Raw genomic sequence first — 17,022 nt, forward strand, 5'->3', positions numbered from 1 at the left:
ATAACACGCTACCCAACATTGCCATATGGCAATTACACCAAATCAGAGAACTGAAGCACGGCGAATCTATAAACTTTAGATGTACCATTTGAACACTAAGGACTTATGATGAGTATAGAATTGAAACAATGTCAGTCTTTGGTTGAGGTTTTGAGATTTAGAGCCTTAAGCAGTCCTCAGAAAAGCATCTGTACCTTTCTCAATAAAGGGATAGAGCACACGATGAATTATGCTGAATTGGATGGGCACGCAAGAGCCATAGCCGCCGCATTACAAGCGCGAGGAGTAAACAAGGGTGACCGGGTGCTGTTATTATTCTCTCCGGGACTCCCTTTGATCCATGCCTTTTTTGGATGCCTTTATGCCGGTTGCATAGCGGTTCCAATCTACCCTCCGGCACAGGAAAAACTACTCGAAAAAACGCAACGTATTATTAAAAATTCCAAACCGCGTTTCGTATTACTGACAGCGGCACACTTGAAACAATTCTCTGATGCAGGATCGGATTCAAACGGACATTTTGCTCAAATTCCCTGTATTACTGTCGACTCCATCAATTCAGATAAAGGCGCTGATTGGGATCCTCCGGTACTAAATAAAAACGATATTGCCTTTCTTCAGTATACTTCGGGTTCAACCATGCATCCCAAGGGCGTGATGGTCAGTCACGGTAATTTAATCCATAATCTTGAACTGATGTGCACTCACTTTCAAGTCAATGACGAGAGTGTCTTGTTCAGCTGGCTGCCACCGCATCATGATATGGGCTTAATCGGCTATATTTTAACGCCCATATATAGAATGCTCCCGATCATTATGATGTCGCCATTTTCATTTTTAGAAAGTCCTCTTTCATGGTTAACCAATATTACCAAATATAAAGTGACCATTAGCGGAAGTCCTAATTTTGCTTACGATTACTGCGTTAAACGAATAAAGGAAGAAAAAAAACAAGGATTGGATTTAAGCTCGTGGAAAATCGCTTCAAATGCCGCAGAACCAGTCAGTAAAGTAACCATGGAACATTTTTATCAAGCCTTTAAAGACTATGGTTTTCGTATGGAATCCTTTTATCCCTGCTACGGCTTGGCAGAAGCAACCTTAGTGGTTACTTGTGGAACACCTGGACAACATTTCAAGACACTTACTCTGGATAAAGAACACTACCGCGATCATCGTGTCCATTTTGCACCAGAGAATAGCCCTGGCAGCCATGTTCTGGTTGGTTGTGGCGCAATGGCTCAAACCGTTAAAATTGTTGATCCGGATACTTTAGTACTCTGTGACCGTGATCAAGTAGGAGAAATCTGGGTTCATGGCGACAGCGTCACCCTCGGTTACTGGGATCAAAAAGAAGAAACGGAGCATGCCTTTAACGGTAAAATCAAAGGCGACGAAACAGGCCTGTCCTATTTAAGGACTGGTGATCTGGGCTTCATCCACGATGATGATCTCTATGTTACTGGAAGGATCAAAGATTTAATTATTCTTTATGGTAAAAACCATTATCCTCAAGATATAGAGTACAGTCTGCTTCATTCGCCCTTACGTTCACTATTGAGGAAATGTGCGGCATTTGTGATTCAAAATGAACAGGAATATGAACTCACCGTAGTATGTGAGCTCAGAGAGGAACACATGGATGCTGCTGCCCAGGATGAATTATTTAACGCCATATTCAAACTCACCTATCAAATACATCAACTGGAAATCAATAGAATCGTGTTCATTTCACCTGATGCAATACCTCATACTACCAGCGGAAAAATACGTAGAAACTTCTGTCGTAAGTATTTATTGGATAATTCTTTGCCAGTCATAGCTTCCTGGCAATTAAATAAGAATAAGGATTGAGCACATGCATCTTATATCCAATAAATTTCTTGAAAAAACAGCGCTTGTAGAAGGAGAGTTACACCTTTCTTATGCACAATTGCACGAGGAAGTAACGCGTCTGGCCAATCAAGTACACAAGTTACCAGAAGGCATACTCCTGCTTACAGCGACCCACAGCATCCAGTTTGTGATTCAACTCCTGGCTGCTTTGCAGTGTGATAAACCAGTGGCCCTTTGTCCCACTACTTTATCAGAACAGGAATTGCAAAACAGACTGTCCATTCTGGACACAGCGATGACCGTGGACAGCAATGGAAATTTATTGGAACTTTATGAAAAGAAAACTACCAGACATCATCCACTGCTCGCGTTGATCCTGTTCACGTCCGGCACAACCGGACAAGTAAAGGCAGTCCAGTTATCCGCTAAAAATATTGAATCCAATTGTCTGGCAGTGATTAAGGCCCTGAATTTTCCAAACGTTAAGAGTCAATTGCTCTTTTTACCACTGTCCTATTCCTATGGATTATTAGGGCAATTACTGCCCGGTTTAATGTGCGGCCATACAACCAAACTGGTCTCACAATTTACTGATCTCAAGAACATTCTTGAACATGGACCCATTCCTCAAATGTGGAGTGGAGTACCGTCTCATTGGGTAGCCATCAGTAGGATGGCAGCTGCTTATCCAGAACATGCCAAACAAATTACAGCTATAGTTTCTGCGGGCGCCCCCCTGCCTACTACTTTACGAACAGAATTAAATGCACTGTTTACCCAGGCCATAATTTATAACAATTACGGTTTGACTGAGGCATCACCACGTGTACTGACCTATTCGAGTCGGGATCCTCTTTTTTATGAACAATATGCCGGTTACCCCGTAGGGGACTGGCAAGTAAAACTGTCCGAAGACCAGGAATTATTGCTACAGGGCAGTCAGATGATGTTAGGCTATCTGGGGGATGACGAGAATGAAAAGATACACAATGGCTGGCTGCATACAGGCGACATTGCCGAGATACTCCCCAGTGGATTAGTCGCGATCAAAGGGCGGCGAGATAATCAGGTGAACATTGGCGGCGAAAAAGTAAACCTGGCTGAAATTGAACAAAAACTGTGTCAAATGAAGGAGATTAAAGAAGTCATTGTGGTACCTGTAGAGGATGAACTTTATGGCACCCGATTAATCGCCTGTTTCGAGCGAGGCACTCTATCCTCCAGTCTGACTGAGCAGCAGTTAACGGAACACATTCAACAGCATCTACTCCCCAGAAAAATACCCATTAGCGCACGTATTCTGGATTCATTACCACGAAATCAACACGGTAAACTGGACAGAAAAACGTTGCAGGCAAACACTATGAATTTTGATCAGAAGGAATCACACCATGTTGAGCGATAGAATTCAAAACGCTTTTGAACGAATTGGGCTGGGAAATCTTCCTCAAGACAAGCATGCACCACTCGAACAGGGAGGACTGGATAGTTTAATGTTGGCCTTGTTAATTCTGGAACTTGAGCATGAGTTTCAAATTAAAATCCCCGTCATCCCCTTGATCAAAGAGCATTATGAAACCAGAGCAAGTATAGAACAACACCTTAAAGATTTGGGGGCAAAATGAATCTGTTAATTACCGGAGGTTCCTCAGATATTGCCCAGGCCATAGCCAAAAGACGCATTCAAATGGGCGATACGATTATTATCACCTGTTCTAATGAGCAGAGTCTCAATCAGACTTTGGAACACTATAAGCTTCAAAAAATGAAGGTAACGGGTTTTGTCTATGACTTTGCTCAGCCTGAACGTTGTGAAAAAGAATTAGAACAGATAATACAGCAACCACTGGATGGGTTAGTACTTAATGCCTTCACCAGAGTACCTCAATTACGCAAATTGCATGCCTTGCCTTACAATGCAGTACGAACGTACATCGATATTAATATTAATGGCAATATATGGCTGATTCAAAAGGTCATTGCGTCCATGCTTCTTAATAAATTGGGACGACTGGTTCTTATTTCAAGTCTATCCTCTGTAACAGGAACAAGCCGATATCCGGCTTATTGCGCGGCAAAAGCTGCTCTGGAAGGACTGTTTCTTAATTTAGCCGTAGATTACAGCGCAAAAAATATATTATCCAATATATTGCGAGTGGGTTTGATTAAAACGTCCCGAACAGAACAGTTCTGGAACAACCCGGTCTATCAGGAAAAAGTATCAAAAATTATTCCACAAGGAACCATGGGAGAGCCTGCTCAAGTTGCTGAAGCGATGGATCCCCTTCTTTCCCTGACGTCATTCATGACCGGTTCAGTAGTGACTGTAAGCGGGGGTTTGCCTTTAATGAGCTCTGAAGGAGTATTATCCTGAGTTCAGCAGTTGCATCCACGAGTATACACGATTCCATTGATTTTTAAGGATTGGCATAATGAATTTCTTACGCGCAGAAAAACCAATTTATCTTAAAGGCCCTTATATTGCCCTGCCTGAAAGAGTAATGAGCAATCAGGACGTCCTGAATTGGATGAACAGCAGCCAAAACCCTGCCTTGATTGGATTTTCTACCGGGATTAGAAACCGACGCTGGGTCAATGAAGATCAAGCCTGCAGTGATCTCGCGGTGAGCGCTGCTGAACGATTGTTTTCTGAAAAACCTGACGAAAAAAATAAAATAACCCAGGTTATTCTCGCAACCATCTCTGGAGATTATATAGCGCCTCCTACAAGCCCCCTGATTCAATATAGGTTGGGATTAGACCGTGCAGGCGCTTTTGATGTGGGCGCCGCCTGCGCGGGTTTTGTAGTAGGTTTGCATACCAGTGCTGCTATTGCACAAGCTGGTTTAGGAGCGATATTACTGATAGCCAGTGAAATTCGCTCCAAATTTTTAAATAAGAATAATTTTGCCACCAGCGTTCTGTTTGGAGATGGAGCCGCTGCGTGTATTGTTTCCCAGGATACGGCAGAAGCTGAATTTCGCTTTATTGCCTCCGCATTATTTGCTGATGGTGAAGTCAGTGATACCGTTTCAACACCCGCAGGTGGGTCACGGTTACCGGCGTCTTTATGTACCAATCCGGATCAATTTTATATCACCATACGTGAAAGTACCGCTCTGTTTGTGAAAGCAGTTCATGGAATGGTTGACAGTGCCAAAATGTTTCTTAAAGAACTGAATATGAGCCCAACAGATATCGATTGGCTAGTTCCTCATCAAGGAAATAAAAATCTGGTTCTGTCGGTTGCAAAACAATTGGGTTTTCCTGATGAACGAGTAATCAAGACTGTTGAAGAAACAGGTAATACTTCCGGGGCCAGCGTAGGAATAGCTCTTGAGGATTTAAGAGTGAATTCACCGATTAAATCTGGAGATAAGGTACTTCTGGTCGCTGCCGGAGGCGGAGGAATAGCTGCTTGCGCATTACTGGAAGTTGTTTAAACCATAGCGCACATTCTATTCTATTATGCACTCACAACAGGACATCATCCTGAACACAACGTCATACCGAACATCGTGAGGGATCCCCTGAAAATGGCACGAAACATACCTTCCTGCCACATTCAGGAGATCCCTCGTTACACTCGGGATGACGTGTTTTTTATACGACAGTGATGACGATAAAACACAAATGCTTGAAAACTATTAGCATCCTCATACAGTTTACTTTTGTATTACATAATCACTGAAATAATCTTTGGAGCAGTATTTCATCTACCATAAGATCATTTTATTGTTGCGTAAAATCAAATAAATTTTTATACGTGTGAAATTTCATCGCGTCCTCTTCAGAGACGGGAATCTGGTAATCCTCACTCAATATCGCCAGTAATTCTACAATTTTCAAAGAATCCAGTTGCAAATCTTCTATTAATGCGGTGTCATCATTAATTTCATCAGCTTTAGCACCCGATAATTTACAAACAATTTCTTTTAATTGTGCGTCAGTTATTTTCATAATGTCCTCTTAATTTGAAGGCGTCTCGTCTCGAATCGCTAAATAATACCATGCGGCTAATGAACATAAACCCAATGTCAGTAATATTATAGCCAAAGAAATTTGCCCGTACCCTTTAAACACAGCGATGCAGCCACTGGTAACGGCTGCGCTCAAATCCTGCATACTGGCATACAATGCCCCCGCTGTTCCAGCCATTTGTGGAAAAGGATGAAAAGCACCAGCAAAAGCGTTAATGAAGGTAAAGCCTGCTCCCATGCTAAACAGTGCAACAGGAATCATGACACTCAAAACATGCGTTACTCCAGCTACCGCAAGAAGCAACAGACTGAGTCCGCCGATAATCATAAAGAGCACTCCGGTAAATACCATATAGGAGATACCTTTAAGCATGACTAATTGACTGTTTATAATACCACTGACACAAATTGCTCCCGCGATGAAAAAAGTTAATTGACCAAATTCGAGCGGGCTTAACCCTAAACTATTCTGAAATAAAAACGGAGCAATTGTGAGATAGGCAACCAGGCCAGCACAAGCAAAACAGGCACATAGTGTATAACCTAAAAAAACTTTATTACTGATTAATGTACAATAATTAGTACCCATAACCCTTAATTTGGTTGCATCAGGATTAAGATGTTTGTTGGTTTCTGGAAGAATAATGAGTGCCATGCTCCACACTACGATGCCAAACACAATTAAAAATAAAAAATTAGCCCGCCACCCGGCATGCTCTTGTATGTATCCACCCAATGTGGGAGAAGCAGCCATTATAAAAATGCTTACTATCCCGACATAAGAACCAATTTTCGCCAGCAATCGGTCAGTAAACAGATCGCGAACCAATGATCGTCCAACTGAATTACAGCACCCAATACCAAAACCCTGTAAAAAACGACCCCAAATTAATAGCGTCGTCGAAGGTGCCATAAAACAAAAAATACTGCCAATAATACTCAAACCGACTCCGAACATCAGTGGCGGCTTGCGTCCGATCCGATCAGATAAAGGCCCATAGAACACATGAGAAATACTCAAACCCAACATAAAAAAAGTCAGCGTTAATTGAATGGTTGCTTCATTACTCTTAAAAAACTGAGTCATGGCTGGTAAGGAAGGGACATACTGATCCGTAGTCATTTGCATCAATGCCATCATCAATAAGATGATAAAAATCAAGACTGGATTTATGTTTGGAGAATTCTGTTCCTGGTGCATCAATTATCCTTTAAATGGTATTCCATTATTAATACTAGAAAAAGCAGTTCAATCTACTGTGAGCCATTATTGCAGGTACTTTAAACAAAAAAAATGGATAAATATCAATATCATCATTTACATTCACTAAAAAATTAGATAGAAATTAAAAACAGCCGTATTAGAATCTGTTGACATTTCAATGTGTTAATTCTCCTTAAAGGTCCACGTACCGCGGCTTGTCCGCGGTACGTAGGGGTTATAAAACAATTGTTAACAGACCCTAATTTCATGGATACACAAGGGGTATTTATGGATATCAATTTCATGGTTTATGCAACACCTATGTTCCTGGTTCTAATAGGGCTGGAATGTTTGATTTCCTTTTATAAAAAAAAATCCCTGTATCACTTAAATGATTCGGTGAATAATTTCTGTAGCGGGATTCTTGAAGAAACAGGTGCTCTGCCCGTCAGAGGCTTAATCATTTACAGTTATTATTACTTATACGAACATTATGCGTTTTTTAATATTAACACACACTCCGTCATTTCATGGTTTTTACTATGGATAGGCGTGGATTTCTTCTATTACTGGTTTCACAGAGTCAGCCATAGAAATAACTTTTTTTGGATAGGCCATTCCGTTCATCACCAAAGTGAGCATTATAATTTATCAGTTGCCTTAAGACAGGGTTTTTTTCAGACTTTGACTTCCTGGGTATTTTACTTGCCATTAGCTTTGATTGGTTTTCCAACCTGGATGTTTGCCGTGGTTGCCAGTATCAATACGATATACCAATTCTGGATTCACACCCAAACGATCAATAAAATGGGCTGGTTTGAAAAGATATTTAATTCCCCCTCTCATCACCGTGTTCATCATGGTAGAAACCCTCAATACATCGATAAAAATTATGCGGGCAGTTTAATTATCTGGGACAAATTATTTGGGACTTTTGAGCCTGAAGGTGCTCCGGTCGAATATGGGGTCACAGAACCTCTTGACTCATGGAATCCCTTTTACGCCAATATAAAAGTAATAAAAGATCTTTTTTATTACGGTAAAAATCTTAATAATAAATTCACACTTCTGCGTGCCTTTTTTATGCCCCCGGAATGGATCATAAAACAACTGGAAAAGGAGCATTCTCCTACAGTCAAAAGACCTCATATGCCTCTGAATACCAAGTCGCCTATGCTTTATATGCTATTAAATACAACAGTCGCAGTGATTATATTTACTTATTTATCGTTAACTTATGATCCTTACTCGATACACTCCTGGATCATTGGCGCAATAGTATTATTGACCCTTTTAATTCTGGGAATTGTCGCAAACGGCAAACGTACATTCCAATGGCTGGAAATTATACGCTCTGTATTAATATGTATAAGTCTCAGTTTAACAACCAATAATCTGATTCTGCCACTGAGTATTGGATTACTGTTTTTTGTTATCAACCACCTGCTCTGCCAGTATCCATTTTTTAAAGCTTTTACCTATAGACAAAATACAATCTGACTCTTTTGAACGGTCGGATTTGAGTGCAGGTTGGGCTTTATCAAAGTTCAAGATGCGCCAAAAACTTTCAGACTCATTTGAACGGTCGGATTTGAGTGCAGGTTGTACTTTCTTAATGACAAAAAAAGCGGAGTGTACATATAGTACATGAGCATTTTTTTGACGTTAAGAAAGTTCAAGATGCGCCAAAAACTTTCAGACTCATTTGAACGGTCGGATTTGAGTGCAGGTTGGACTTTCTTAAAGTCAAAAAAAGCGGAGTGTACATATAGTACATGAGCATTTTTTTGACTTTATGAAAGTTCAAGATGCGCCAAATACGGCCGTTCAAACTCGTTGCGGACGATGCCCTCTTTCAACTCTTCCGGCAAGAACCCAGCCGTCTGCGCATCCCACATTGATTTATATAGACCATTTTGCTCGATTAATTCTTCATGCGTTCCGTCTTCTACTATTACTCCTTTATCGAAAACGAGGATTCTATCCATGTTGAGGAGCGTTGATAATCTGTGGGCTACTACTATGGTGGTTTTATCTTCACAGAGCGGTTTTAATGATTCTTGGATGTATTCTTCTGTTAGTGAGTCGAGTTGGGATGTTGCTTCGTCGAGAACGAGGATTGAGGTATGATGCAGGAATGCTCGAGCTATGGCTATCCTTTGTCTTTGTCCTCCGGATAGCTTGGTACCTCGTTCGCCTACCATGGTATCGAAGCCTTTGGACAGATTTTGAATGAAATCAATGCAATTGGCCATATATGAGGCGGTGAATACCTCTTCTTTTGTTGAGTCTTCTTTACCGTATTTGATGTTTTCTAGTAAGGTACGATGAAATAGATGAGTATCCTGCGGGATCATACTTATTGCTTTTCTGAGTGAATATTGGGTGACTTGGCTAATGTCTTGATTATCGATTAGTATTTTCCCGCTTTGTATATCGAAATAGCGCAGCAGTAAATTAATAAAAGTGGTTTTGCCGCTACCTGAATAACCTACCAGCCCTACCTTTTGTTTTGCTGGAATAATCAATGATTTGTTATTGAATAACTTGAGCCCTTCTTTATGATGAAAGGTTACGTCCTCAAATCTGATTTCTCCCTGGGTAATCTTTAATTCTTTTGCATCTGGTTTATCTTTAACTTCTATAGGTAATGATAAAAGTGCTAAAGCTTGCTTCACTATTCCGATTTCAATGAAGAGATCGGACAGGGCATTGCTGAGATTCCACATTTGATTCATGATGGCAAATGAGGTTGTGAAGATAAAGACCAAATCACCAGTACTGATTAATTGTCTTTGCCAAAAACTGACTACTGAATAAATCATGAGAACGAGCATGATACTTACTGGTATATCTACCAGAAGTCGAAATAAATTAATGAACAGAACCAATCGTTTATTACTCTGAATTTCCTTGTTTTGAGTATTCCAGATGTACTTTTTTTCATATTCGTTTTGGGCAAAGAGTTTCACGGTATTTATATTGCTTAAAGAATCAACTATTTTTCCGTTCAATTCACTTTTATCTTCTGAATTACGCTTGGCTAAAGTGTTGATATGCTTTGCGGAATATAAACTGATTGTTAATTGAACTACGATCCAGGTTAATAAAATCAATGCGAACCATTTATTTATTGTTAACATAAAAATCATCGACACGATTATCGCTGCAAAGGTAGTCAGTACATTCCAGGAAATGATTTTACGTATCGCTTCTATTGACCGTGGCAAGTCACTAATTTTATTTGCCAGGTTCCCTGCTAGCTGATTTGAAAAAAAATGATGTGAATGTTGAATCAAATAGCCATATACCGTCATACGTATATTGGCTTGTAATTGTGGAACAATATAAGCCTGCCACCAATTCTGTAGGCGCAAAATAAGTATAAAACCAAACCAGGCGCCTCCCCCTAACCATAAGGCAGGGGCAATCTCCTGAAATATGGTTGTTCGACCACCTTGATGATTTGAGATCCCATCGACAATCATTTTTAAGGAGTATGGAATAACATTACTTTCCAGGATCATTGCCACGGGCGCTATAAAAAAGAGAACGTAAGTCAAGGGGCTTTGTTTGATGAAATGCCAAACAAAGTGATGAAGTTTATTAGGTAATCGTTGTAAGTCAGACATATTCACATCCTTGTAAAAAATCTGGAACTTCTTTTAATACCATACCAAAGGCTGACTGAAAGAGTAAGCTTTTCCTGCCTAGAATTGCATAAAAAAACCATAAAATGACACAATAAAAACTAACTGTACTATCATTAAACTATGTGATTGATTTGTAATTTCACCATGAGTCTGGAGCTTTCGTCATCCTGAACGCAGTGAAGGATCTCCAAATGCTGGCACAGCACCACGTTAAGGAGAACTCTCATTACATTTGCGATGAAGTTTCCCTGGATTATTGAGAAATTACATTATGTTGGATGATGAACATGTTCGTAATAAAACATCTGATGGTTCAGATACTTCTGCTAGTCTCCATGCTGAGTTATGCGGATGATTTGACAAATCCCTATATGATTCCTGTAAAAATCAACATGCAGGATTGTATTAATGAAAATATGGACGACTGCCTCAAATCCATATGTTTGGCTTCCCCTGCATCATGTCGTGCACAATGTACAATGAACTCAGCAGATAAATGCAAAAAAATGGCCGGTCAAACTATTTATCAGGATTAAGGAATGCATAACCACAAGATGGAAACACATGAAACCAGACTTATAAACCATACTGTTGATCTTAAAGCAGCTAAATCCATTAAGTAGAGAATGTTATAAATTACTCGGCAAATTATATACACTACAGCTAAAAGTTGAATGCTTGAAGTAACATGGTTGGTTGCGATGGCCGTCAGGGCAGCTGTTGAAAATACTGCTAATGATTCAAAACAATTTTGATGAGCCGCCAATGCCCGGGCACCAAAGCCCTCCAATTTTGCCTGCTGCTCTCTAGGGTAATTATTATTATAACCACCTGCTTTTTGCATCGCATAACCCACAGGGATTTTAGCCAGATAAGGCAGTATAACGGCAATAAGCAAACAGATAATCAAGGTAGTCATAATGATATTCATCCAGAACAATAACGGATTTCAAAAAGAGGAATATCATAACGACTTTAAGGTTCTTGTTCAATTTATCAATTATGGCCTAGAATAAAGAAAAATCGAAACACCTGAATTGTTTTAATTGTGTACAACTCAGATTTTCAGGGATGAATGGAGAACTAAAGTGAGTGATATTAGCCGTGGTGCGATCAGGGTCAAGGGATTTAGTGATGCTGAAATGGATTTTCAGCTTATCCGGCAGTTAGGATCCAGTACGTACAGAGCATCATCTGTAGGTGAATGCCTGACCATAGCTCATCAGATACCGGATGGAACACCTGAAGATTGGGTACGAGAATTTGAGCGGCTGGCGGAATGGCAAAAAAAAGACGGGATGGAACGGCTGGTAAAAAATCATGTTATCAGTGGCAGAGAGCAACTGTTCAGAGCCTCTAACTCTTATCGTGCAGCGGAATATTTTTCACCTTGCTCTACAGAACATCACCGACGTTTGGGATTAAACTCAGCAGATTGTTTTTGTACGGCGATTTCCAACATGGATCTTCATTTTGAAAATCATTCCATTCCCTACAAGGGGATTAACCTTCCTGCCTATTTTATCTCTCCTGCTAACGATGGAGTAAAACGCAATACCCTACTGATAGTCAGTGGGTTTGATGGGACGCTGGAAGAGGAATTTCTAATGCGTGGTTTAGCTGCTGTAGAGAGAGGATACAACGTCATTCATTTCGCTGGGCCAGGTCAAATGGACGTTTTTAGAAAATATCCAGCGACTTGTTTTGAGCCCGATTTTGAGCAGGTCGTGAAACGAGTCATTGATTATTTTGAGTCTCGGTACGAAATTAACATGAACAGCCTTGCTTTAATGGGTATCAGTTTCGGTGGTTATTTTGCTACCCGTGCGGCCTGCCATGAGCCTCGAGTAAAAGCGCTCATCGCCAATTCACCAATTCTGGATTTGCACGCATACATGTGTTCCTTTGTTACTATGGATCCATGCAAAATGCCGGATTCAGATGATTTTGGAATCAATGATCTTCCGTTAATTCCCGATGAAGTAATGCCCCCGCAGCTTAAAGCACAATCGGAACAGCTCATCAGAAGATTTGGCCAAAATACTTTTAAAGCAACGTTCGAATATTTAAAAAAGTTTACCGTAGGAAATTCATTAACTCAGCTGAGTATTCCATGTCTGGCTCTTCTTGGAATGAGCGAAGGGAATGAACCAGAAAAACAATTCAAGGAATTTTGTTCCCAGACTGGAGCTGACAAGCATGTATTCAGTGATTTTGAAGGAGCTGGAGGTCATTGTCAGGTTGGAAATATTTCGTACGCTAATGCCGTGGTTTATGATTGGCTGGACGATTTCGTATAAGACGCCAATTCTCACCAATTCAAGACTTACGAAAAACCCCATTGTCGAAGCAAAAGGATTTTTTAATGGAGGAATCACTAGCGTGATAAATTTTTTAACCCCCTCACCTTAACCCTCTCCCCCACGCTGCGCGCAGTGGAGAGGGGATAAAATGGTTTCTTTGCCTGACAACATTGGGCTTCTACCTGACAATCTCTTCTGCTATGATAATTTTTCAGGAATTACGAAAAACACTCAATCTCTTCGTTAAATGGAATTTTTAATCAATTCGAGAGACGTCATCTCGAACGAAGTGAGAGATCTCCTGAAACAGGCATGGAGCCTGGTTTTGGAGATCTCTCACTTCGTTCAGGATGACAAAATTTTCGAGGTAATGGAGAGGTAACACACAGTTCTATTTCCTCGATCTTGGAGTTTTTCGTAAGTCCTGTTTTTACTGAACCAGGAATCAGCCTTTTCTCAGTTCATTGAACCTGAAGCAGGCAATTAAATCGTAATAAAGGGCATGAATAGAGTGTCTCGTAGCGGTTTAATTGCCAGATTCAGGTTAAAACTAAAGGAATTAGTACCATGATACCCGATGAGATTAAGAAAAAAACCAAAGGTCATATCGTTTTATCGTCACACCCTTCTGGACATACTGCTGCACCATTAAAAATCAAATGGGGTGAAGCAAATCCTAAAGAAAGAGGACCCGTTGTAGCATCATTGACCAACATCAAAAACAGAAACGTTATAGGAACTCATTCAGGATCTTATTCTGTTTACAGAGCGCTTGCTGTAGCCGCTGGAGTACTCGATCCGGAACATGTACCGGACCTAACCGACACGACTCCACCAGTAGGAATAGGACCTCATAAACAATGGAGTGAGCCCGGAAAAATAATCTCTCTCGACCCTTGGGGTCATATGGTAGCTACTGTTTTTGAGGATGAAATCAAAGCGGGTTACGACATCAGACCTACTATTGCAGTAACCAAAGCCCATATCAATATACCGGAACTACATACCGCCATTCAAAAAGGCCGACTTAAACCCGATGGAAAAATTTTAAGTGAATCAGGTGATGTAGTGGTGACTAAAGCTGCTATAGAACCAGTCTGGTATTTACCTGGAATTGCCGAACGCTTCCAGATTTCAGAATCCTTATTACGCCGAACTTTATTTGAACAAACTGCAGGTATGTTCCCAGAATTAATCACGCGTAGTGATCTGGATGTCTTTCTGCCCCCAATTGGCGGTTTAACTGCTTATTTTTTTGGGGATGTAACCACCATTCATGATCCCAAAATTGAATTAACCTGCCGTATTCATGACGAGTGTAACGGCTCTGATGTATTCGGATCAGACATATGCACCTGCCGACCTTATCTGGCACATGGTATCGAATTATGCATCGAATCGGCCCAACGAGGCGGTGCTGGACTCATTGTGTATAATCGCAAAGAAGGAAGAGCATTAGGTGAAGTCACCAAATTTCTGGTTTATAACGCACGTAAAAGACAAAAAGGTGGCGATACGGCTGCTAAATACTTTGAACGAACTGAATGCGTAGCAGGCGCACAGGACATGCGTTTTCAGGAATTAATGTCCGATATAATTCACTGGCTGGGAATTACCAAAATTCACCGCTTTGTTTCCATGTCCAATATGAAGTATGAAGCCTTACAAAAGTCGGGAATAGAAATTGTTGAACGCGTTAAAATACCTAATGATCTAATACCACCGGATGCCAATGTTGAAATGGATGCAAAAAGAGCTGCTGGCTATTACTCACCAGATGGCATCATTGATATTAATGAATTAGCTCTACCTAAGGGGCGTGGTCTTCATGAATAACGAAGAACAACAAATATATAAAATTCTGCAAACACTGAAAGATCCGGCAACCATTCGCAGTCAGGCTCATCGTTTATTAGCTTTGGCAAAACAGGATCAATTGGATTTTTTTGCAGTAAATCCTGAAAAAATGATGCCTACCGCGTCTTACATCATTGATGTCATTATGCAGAATTACCCCGATCTTAATGTGCCCTATCACAGCAGATGGCGTCATTTTGAGGCAGGAGGCATAGATCGCGTTAAGGCTTTGCAAGACAATTTAAGCCATATATCTTCAGATGAACAGGGCAAAATACTCTTTGAACTGGTCATTATCAGTGTTTTTCTGGATGCTGGTGCTGGTTCATTATGGCGTTATAAAGATAAACTGACTGGTGAAGAATACGCACGTTCTGAAGGACTTGCGCTGGCGAGTTTAGCCCTGTATCAAAGTGGAGTGTTCAGCAATAATTCAGAAACACCCTATCGCGTAGACGCAGACCGTTTAATAGCCTTTGAAGAAAAGGATTTACTGGATTGTTTTCAAGTTTCAGCAACGAATCCACTTGAGGGAGTATCAGGTAGAGTAGCATTACTCAATAGACTGGGAGAACTATTGAAAAAAAATCCCAGATATTTTGATAAAAATGGCAGGCTTGGTGATTTTTATGCATATGTTATCTCACTAAAAACTGCACAGACCCTTTCTGCACCAACAATATTTCAAGCGGTATTAAATGCCTTCAATGATGTGTGGCCCATCAGATTATCGTTCCATGGTATTTCCCTGGGCGATGTTTGGACCCATAAAGCATTAAAGACAAATAAACCCGGCTCTGAATACGTACCATTTCATAAATTATCTCAATGGTTAACCTACTCTCTTATTGAACCGCTGGAAACAGCCGGTATTAAAGTAACTGATTTAGATCATCTTACTGGTCTACCTGAGTACAGAAATGGGGGATTACTCATTGATACGGAACTTTTGCGTGTTAAAAATAAAGAATTATTGATAAAACCACAAGATCCGGGGTCAGAAGCAATAGTCGAATGGAGGGCTCTCACTGTAGCTCTGTTGGATGAATTGGCCGACCTTATCAGAAAGCAATTACATAAAGATGTAAATTCTCTACCTCTGGCAAAAATTCTTCAGGGAGGTACATGGGAGGCTGGTCGACGTATTGCTAAAGAAAAACGCATTCATGGAGCCCCCCCCATACAAATCATCAGTGATGGCACCGTTTTTTAACAAGGAATTTTAATGAACACAAAACAAGTAGTTGTAATAAATCACCCGCTGGTTCAACACAAACTCACGATTATGCGAAAATTGGAGACCAGTACTGTCAAGTTTCGCACTCTAATGCATGAAATCAGTATGCTTCTGGCTTATGAAGTAACTCGTGATCTGGAAGTAGAGTATGAAGAAATTGAAACGCCATTGGCAACAATGCAATCCCCTGTTTTAAAAGGGAAAAAAATGGTTTTTGTTTCCATATTGCGTGCAGGAAATGGACTTCTTGATGGCATGTTGCAACTTGTTCCTACAGCCAGAATTGGCCATATCGGCCTCTATAGAGACCCTAAGACGCTTGAACCCATAGAATATTATTTTAAACTACCCGAACATACTCAGGATCGTGACGTCATTATCGTGGATCCCATGCTCGCCACTGGAAATTCTGCCATTGCAGCAGTTCGAGAAATAAAGGCCATAAATCCAAAATCCATAAAATTCCTTTGTTTACTTGCTTCACCAGAGGGAATAGCGTCATTCCATGAGGAACACCCTGATGTTCCTGTATTTACAGCATCTATAGATAAACAATTAAATGAAAAAGGATATATAGTACCTGGTTTGGGTGATGCCGGTGACAGGCTCTATGGAACCAAGCTTTCTGACTAGGGGCTGTTGACAAGTGCTCTAGAATCCTTACGTGGTGCGGCTTGTCCTCAATAAATCCGCACTTATATAAGGTTGTCATCCTCGCGAAAGCGGGGATCCATCCTAAACATTAGTACAATGCCACATTCTCGCATGGATCCCCGCTTTCGCGAGGATGACGTATAAAAAAAGAGGAGCACTCAGTGCTTGTCCGCGCCATCCAGAAGATCTATGGATACCGCGGACAAGCCGCGGTACGTAGACATTTGTGGGTAATTGAACTAACTATCCCTATTAATCGTACCGATACATCAATCTAAAAACTCTTCCCTGGCCGTTT

At 40.7% G+C, this 17,022-nt stretch carries 15 protein-coding genes; 11 read left to right on the forward strand and 4 right to left on the reverse strand.

What is annotated here, in order from left to right; translation table 11 throughout:
• Positions 1–108: 108 nt before the first annotated feature.
• From Lqua_RS17330 to Lqua_RS17350, 5 genes are read left to right on the forward strand one after another with little or no spacing between them, the layout of a single operon-like run.
• Entirely contained in the window at positions 109–1,854 is a 1,746-nt protein-coding gene (locus Lqua_RS17330) for a fatty acyl-AMP ligase (protein WP_058475543.1), read from the forward strand.
• Positions 1,855–1,858: 4 nt separating this feature from the next.
• A complete protein-coding gene (locus tag Lqua_RS17335) occupies positions 1,859–3,241 on the forward strand; it encodes a class I adenylate-forming enzyme family protein (protein ID WP_058475544.1) in 1,383 nt (460 codons plus the stop codon).
• Positions 3,228–3,461 carry a phosphopantetheine-binding protein gene (locus tag Lqua_RS17340; protein ID WP_058475545.1) on the forward strand — a complete coding sequence of 78 codons (234 nt, stop codon included), beginning with the start codon at positions 3,228–3,230 and terminating at the stop codon, positions 3,459–3,461. Before Lqua_RS17335 ends, Lqua_RS17340 begins: the two co-directional genes overlap by 14 nt.
• Positions 3,458–4,210, forward strand: coding sequence for an SDR family NAD(P)-dependent oxidoreductase (locus Lqua_RS17345; protein ID WP_058475546.1), 753 nt, complete (start codon positions 3,458–3,460; stop codon positions 4,208–4,210). Before Lqua_RS17340 ends, Lqua_RS17345 begins: the two co-directional genes overlap by 4 nt.
• A gap of 58 nt (positions 4,211–4,268) precedes the next feature.
• Positions 4,269–5,279, forward strand: coding sequence for a 3-oxoacyl-ACP synthase III family protein (locus Lqua_RS17350; RefSeq protein WP_058475547.1), 1,011 nt, complete (start codon positions 4,269–4,271; stop codon positions 5,277–5,279).
• Between the two features lie 289 nt (positions 5,280–5,568).
• Here the strand turns inward: Lqua_RS17350 and Lqua_RS17355 are convergent, their stop codons facing one another.
• Both Lqua_RS17355 and Lqua_RS17360 read right to left on the reverse strand, forming a co-directional pair.
• Positions 5,569–5,796: an acyl carrier protein gene (locus tag Lqua_RS17355; protein WP_028384110.1), complete on the reverse strand. Its 228-nt coding sequence runs from the start codon at positions 5,794–5,796 to the stop codon at positions 5,569–5,571.
• 9 nt (positions 5,797–5,805) lie between these two features.
• Complete coding sequence (locus tag Lqua_RS17360; protein ID WP_058475548.1) at positions 5,806–7,017, reverse strand: multidrug effflux MFS transporter; 1,212 nt, start codon at positions 7,015–7,017, stop codon at positions 5,806–5,808.
• A gap of 291 nt (positions 7,018–7,308) precedes the next feature.
• Here Lqua_RS17360 and Lqua_RS17365 point away from each other — a divergent pair, with 291 nt between their 5' ends.
• On the forward strand, positions 7,309–8,520 hold the full coding sequence (locus Lqua_RS17365) for a sterol desaturase family protein (protein ID WP_058475549.1): 1,212 nt from the start codon (positions 7,309–7,311) through the stop codon (positions 8,518–8,520).
• Positions 8,521–8,813: 293 nt separating this feature from the next.
• Here the strand turns inward: Lqua_RS17365 and Lqua_RS17370 are convergent, their stop codons facing one another.
• The gene (locus tag Lqua_RS17370; protein ID WP_058475550.1) at positions 8,814–10,652 is read right to left on the reverse strand and encodes an ABC transporter ATP-binding protein; all 1,839 of its coding nucleotides are present in this window, start codon (positions 10,650–10,652) and stop codon (positions 8,814–8,816) included.
• 308 nt (positions 10,653–10,960) lie between these two features.
• Between Lqua_RS17370 and Lqua_RS17375 the strand changes: the two genes are divergently transcribed.
• A complete protein-coding gene (locus Lqua_RS17375) occupies positions 10,961–11,209 on the forward strand; it encodes a hypothetical protein (RefSeq protein WP_058475551.1) in 249 nt (82 codons plus the stop codon).
• On the opposite strand, the gene Lqua_RS17380 is transcribed toward Lqua_RS17375, so the two are convergent.
• A complete protein-coding gene (locus tag Lqua_RS17380; protein WP_058475552.1) occupies positions 11,206–11,592 on the reverse strand; it encodes an MAPEG family protein in 387 nt (128 codons plus the stop codon). The genes Lqua_RS17375 and Lqua_RS17380 overlap by 4 nt on opposite strands.
• A gap of 169 nt (positions 11,593–11,761) precedes the next feature.
• Between Lqua_RS17380 and Lqua_RS17385 the strand changes: the two genes are divergently transcribed.
• The 4 genes from Lqua_RS17385 to upp all read left to right on the forward strand — a co-directional run bounded on the left by Lqua_RS17385 (position 11,762) and on the right by upp (position 16,703).
• Positions 11,762–12,973, forward strand: a complete 1,212-nt coding sequence (locus tag Lqua_RS17385) for an alpha/beta hydrolase (protein WP_058475553.1) — start codon at positions 11,762–11,764, stop codon at positions 12,971–12,973.
• Positions 12,974–13,543: 570 nt separating this feature from the next.
• Positions 13,544–14,812 (forward strand): GTP cyclohydrolase II, encoded by a 1,269-nt coding sequence (locus Lqua_RS17390; protein WP_058475554.1) that lies wholly within the window; start codon positions 13,544–13,546, stop codon positions 14,810–14,812.
• On the forward strand, positions 14,805–16,046 hold the full coding sequence (locus Lqua_RS17395) for a URC4/urg3 family protein (RefSeq protein WP_058475555.1): 1,242 nt from the start codon (positions 14,805–14,807) through the stop codon (positions 16,044–16,046). The genes Lqua_RS17390 and Lqua_RS17395 overlap by 8 nt, the downstream gene beginning before the upstream one ends.
• 12 nt (positions 16,047–16,058) lie before the next feature.
• Entirely contained in the window at positions 16,059–16,703 is a 645-nt protein-coding gene (gene upp, locus Lqua_RS17400) for a uracil phosphoribosyltransferase (protein ID WP_058475556.1), read from the forward strand.
• The last annotated feature ends 319 nt before the right edge of the window (positions 16,704–17,022 follow it).

Source organism: Legionella quateirensis, from assembly GCF_001467955.1.
Classification (GTDB): Bacteria; Pseudomonadota; Gammaproteobacteria; order Legionellales; family Legionellaceae; genus Legionella; species Legionella quateirensis.

What these genes read in the sequence shown, in the direction of transcription:
- Lqua_RS17330 (WP_058475543.1), top strand. Translation starts at nt 109, where the DNA reads ATGAGTATAGAATTGAAACAATGTCAGTCTTTGGTTGAGGTTTTGAGA.
- Lqua_RS17335 (WP_058475544.1), top strand. Translation starts at nt 1,859, where the DNA reads ATGCATCTTATATCCAATAAATTTCTTGAAAAAACAGCGCTTGTAGAA.
- Lqua_RS17340 (WP_058475545.1), top strand. Translation starts at nt 3,228, where the DNA reads ATGTTGAGCGATAGAATTCAAAACGCTTTTGAACGAATTGGGCTGGGA.
- Lqua_RS17345 (WP_058475546.1), top strand. Translation starts at nt 3,458, where the DNA reads ATGAATCTGTTAATTACCGGAGGTTCCTCAGATATTGCCCAGGCCATA.
- Lqua_RS17350 (WP_058475547.1), top strand. Translation starts at nt 4,269, where the DNA reads ATGAATTTCTTACGCGCAGAAAAACCAATTTATCTTAAAGGCCCTTAT.
- Lqua_RS17355 (WP_028384110.1), bottom strand. Translation starts at nt 5,796, where the DNA reads ATGAAAATAACTGACGCACAATTAAAAGAAATTGTTTGTAAATTATCG.
- Lqua_RS17360 (WP_058475548.1), bottom strand. Translation starts at nt 7,017, where the DNA reads ATGCACCAGGAACAGAATTCTCCAAACATAAATCCAGTCTTGATTTTT.
- Lqua_RS17365 (WP_058475549.1), top strand. Translation starts at nt 7,309, where the DNA reads ATGGATATCAATTTCATGGTTTATGCAACACCTATGTTCCTGGTTCTA.
- Lqua_RS17370 (WP_058475550.1), bottom strand. Translation starts at nt 10,652, where the DNA reads ATGTCTGACTTACAACGATTACCTAATAAACTTCATCACTTTGTTTGG.
- Lqua_RS17375 (WP_058475551.1), top strand. Translation starts at nt 10,961, where the DNA reads ATGTTCGTAATAAAACATCTGATGGTTCAGATACTTCTGCTAGTCTCC.
- Lqua_RS17380 (WP_058475552.1), bottom strand. Translation starts at nt 11,592, where the DNA reads ATGACTACCTTGATTATCTGTTTGCTTATTGCCGTTATACTGCCTTAT.
- Lqua_RS17390 (WP_058475554.1), top strand. Translation starts at nt 13,544, where the DNA reads ATGATACCCGATGAGATTAAGAAAAAAACCAAAGGTCATATCGTTTTA.
- Lqua_RS17395 (WP_058475555.1), top strand. Translation starts at nt 14,805, where the DNA reads ATGAATAACGAAGAACAACAAATATATAAAATTCTGCAAACACTGAAA.
- upp (WP_058475556.1), top strand. Translation starts at nt 16,059, where the DNA reads ATGAACACAAAACAAGTAGTTGTAATAAATCACCCGCTGGTTCAACAC.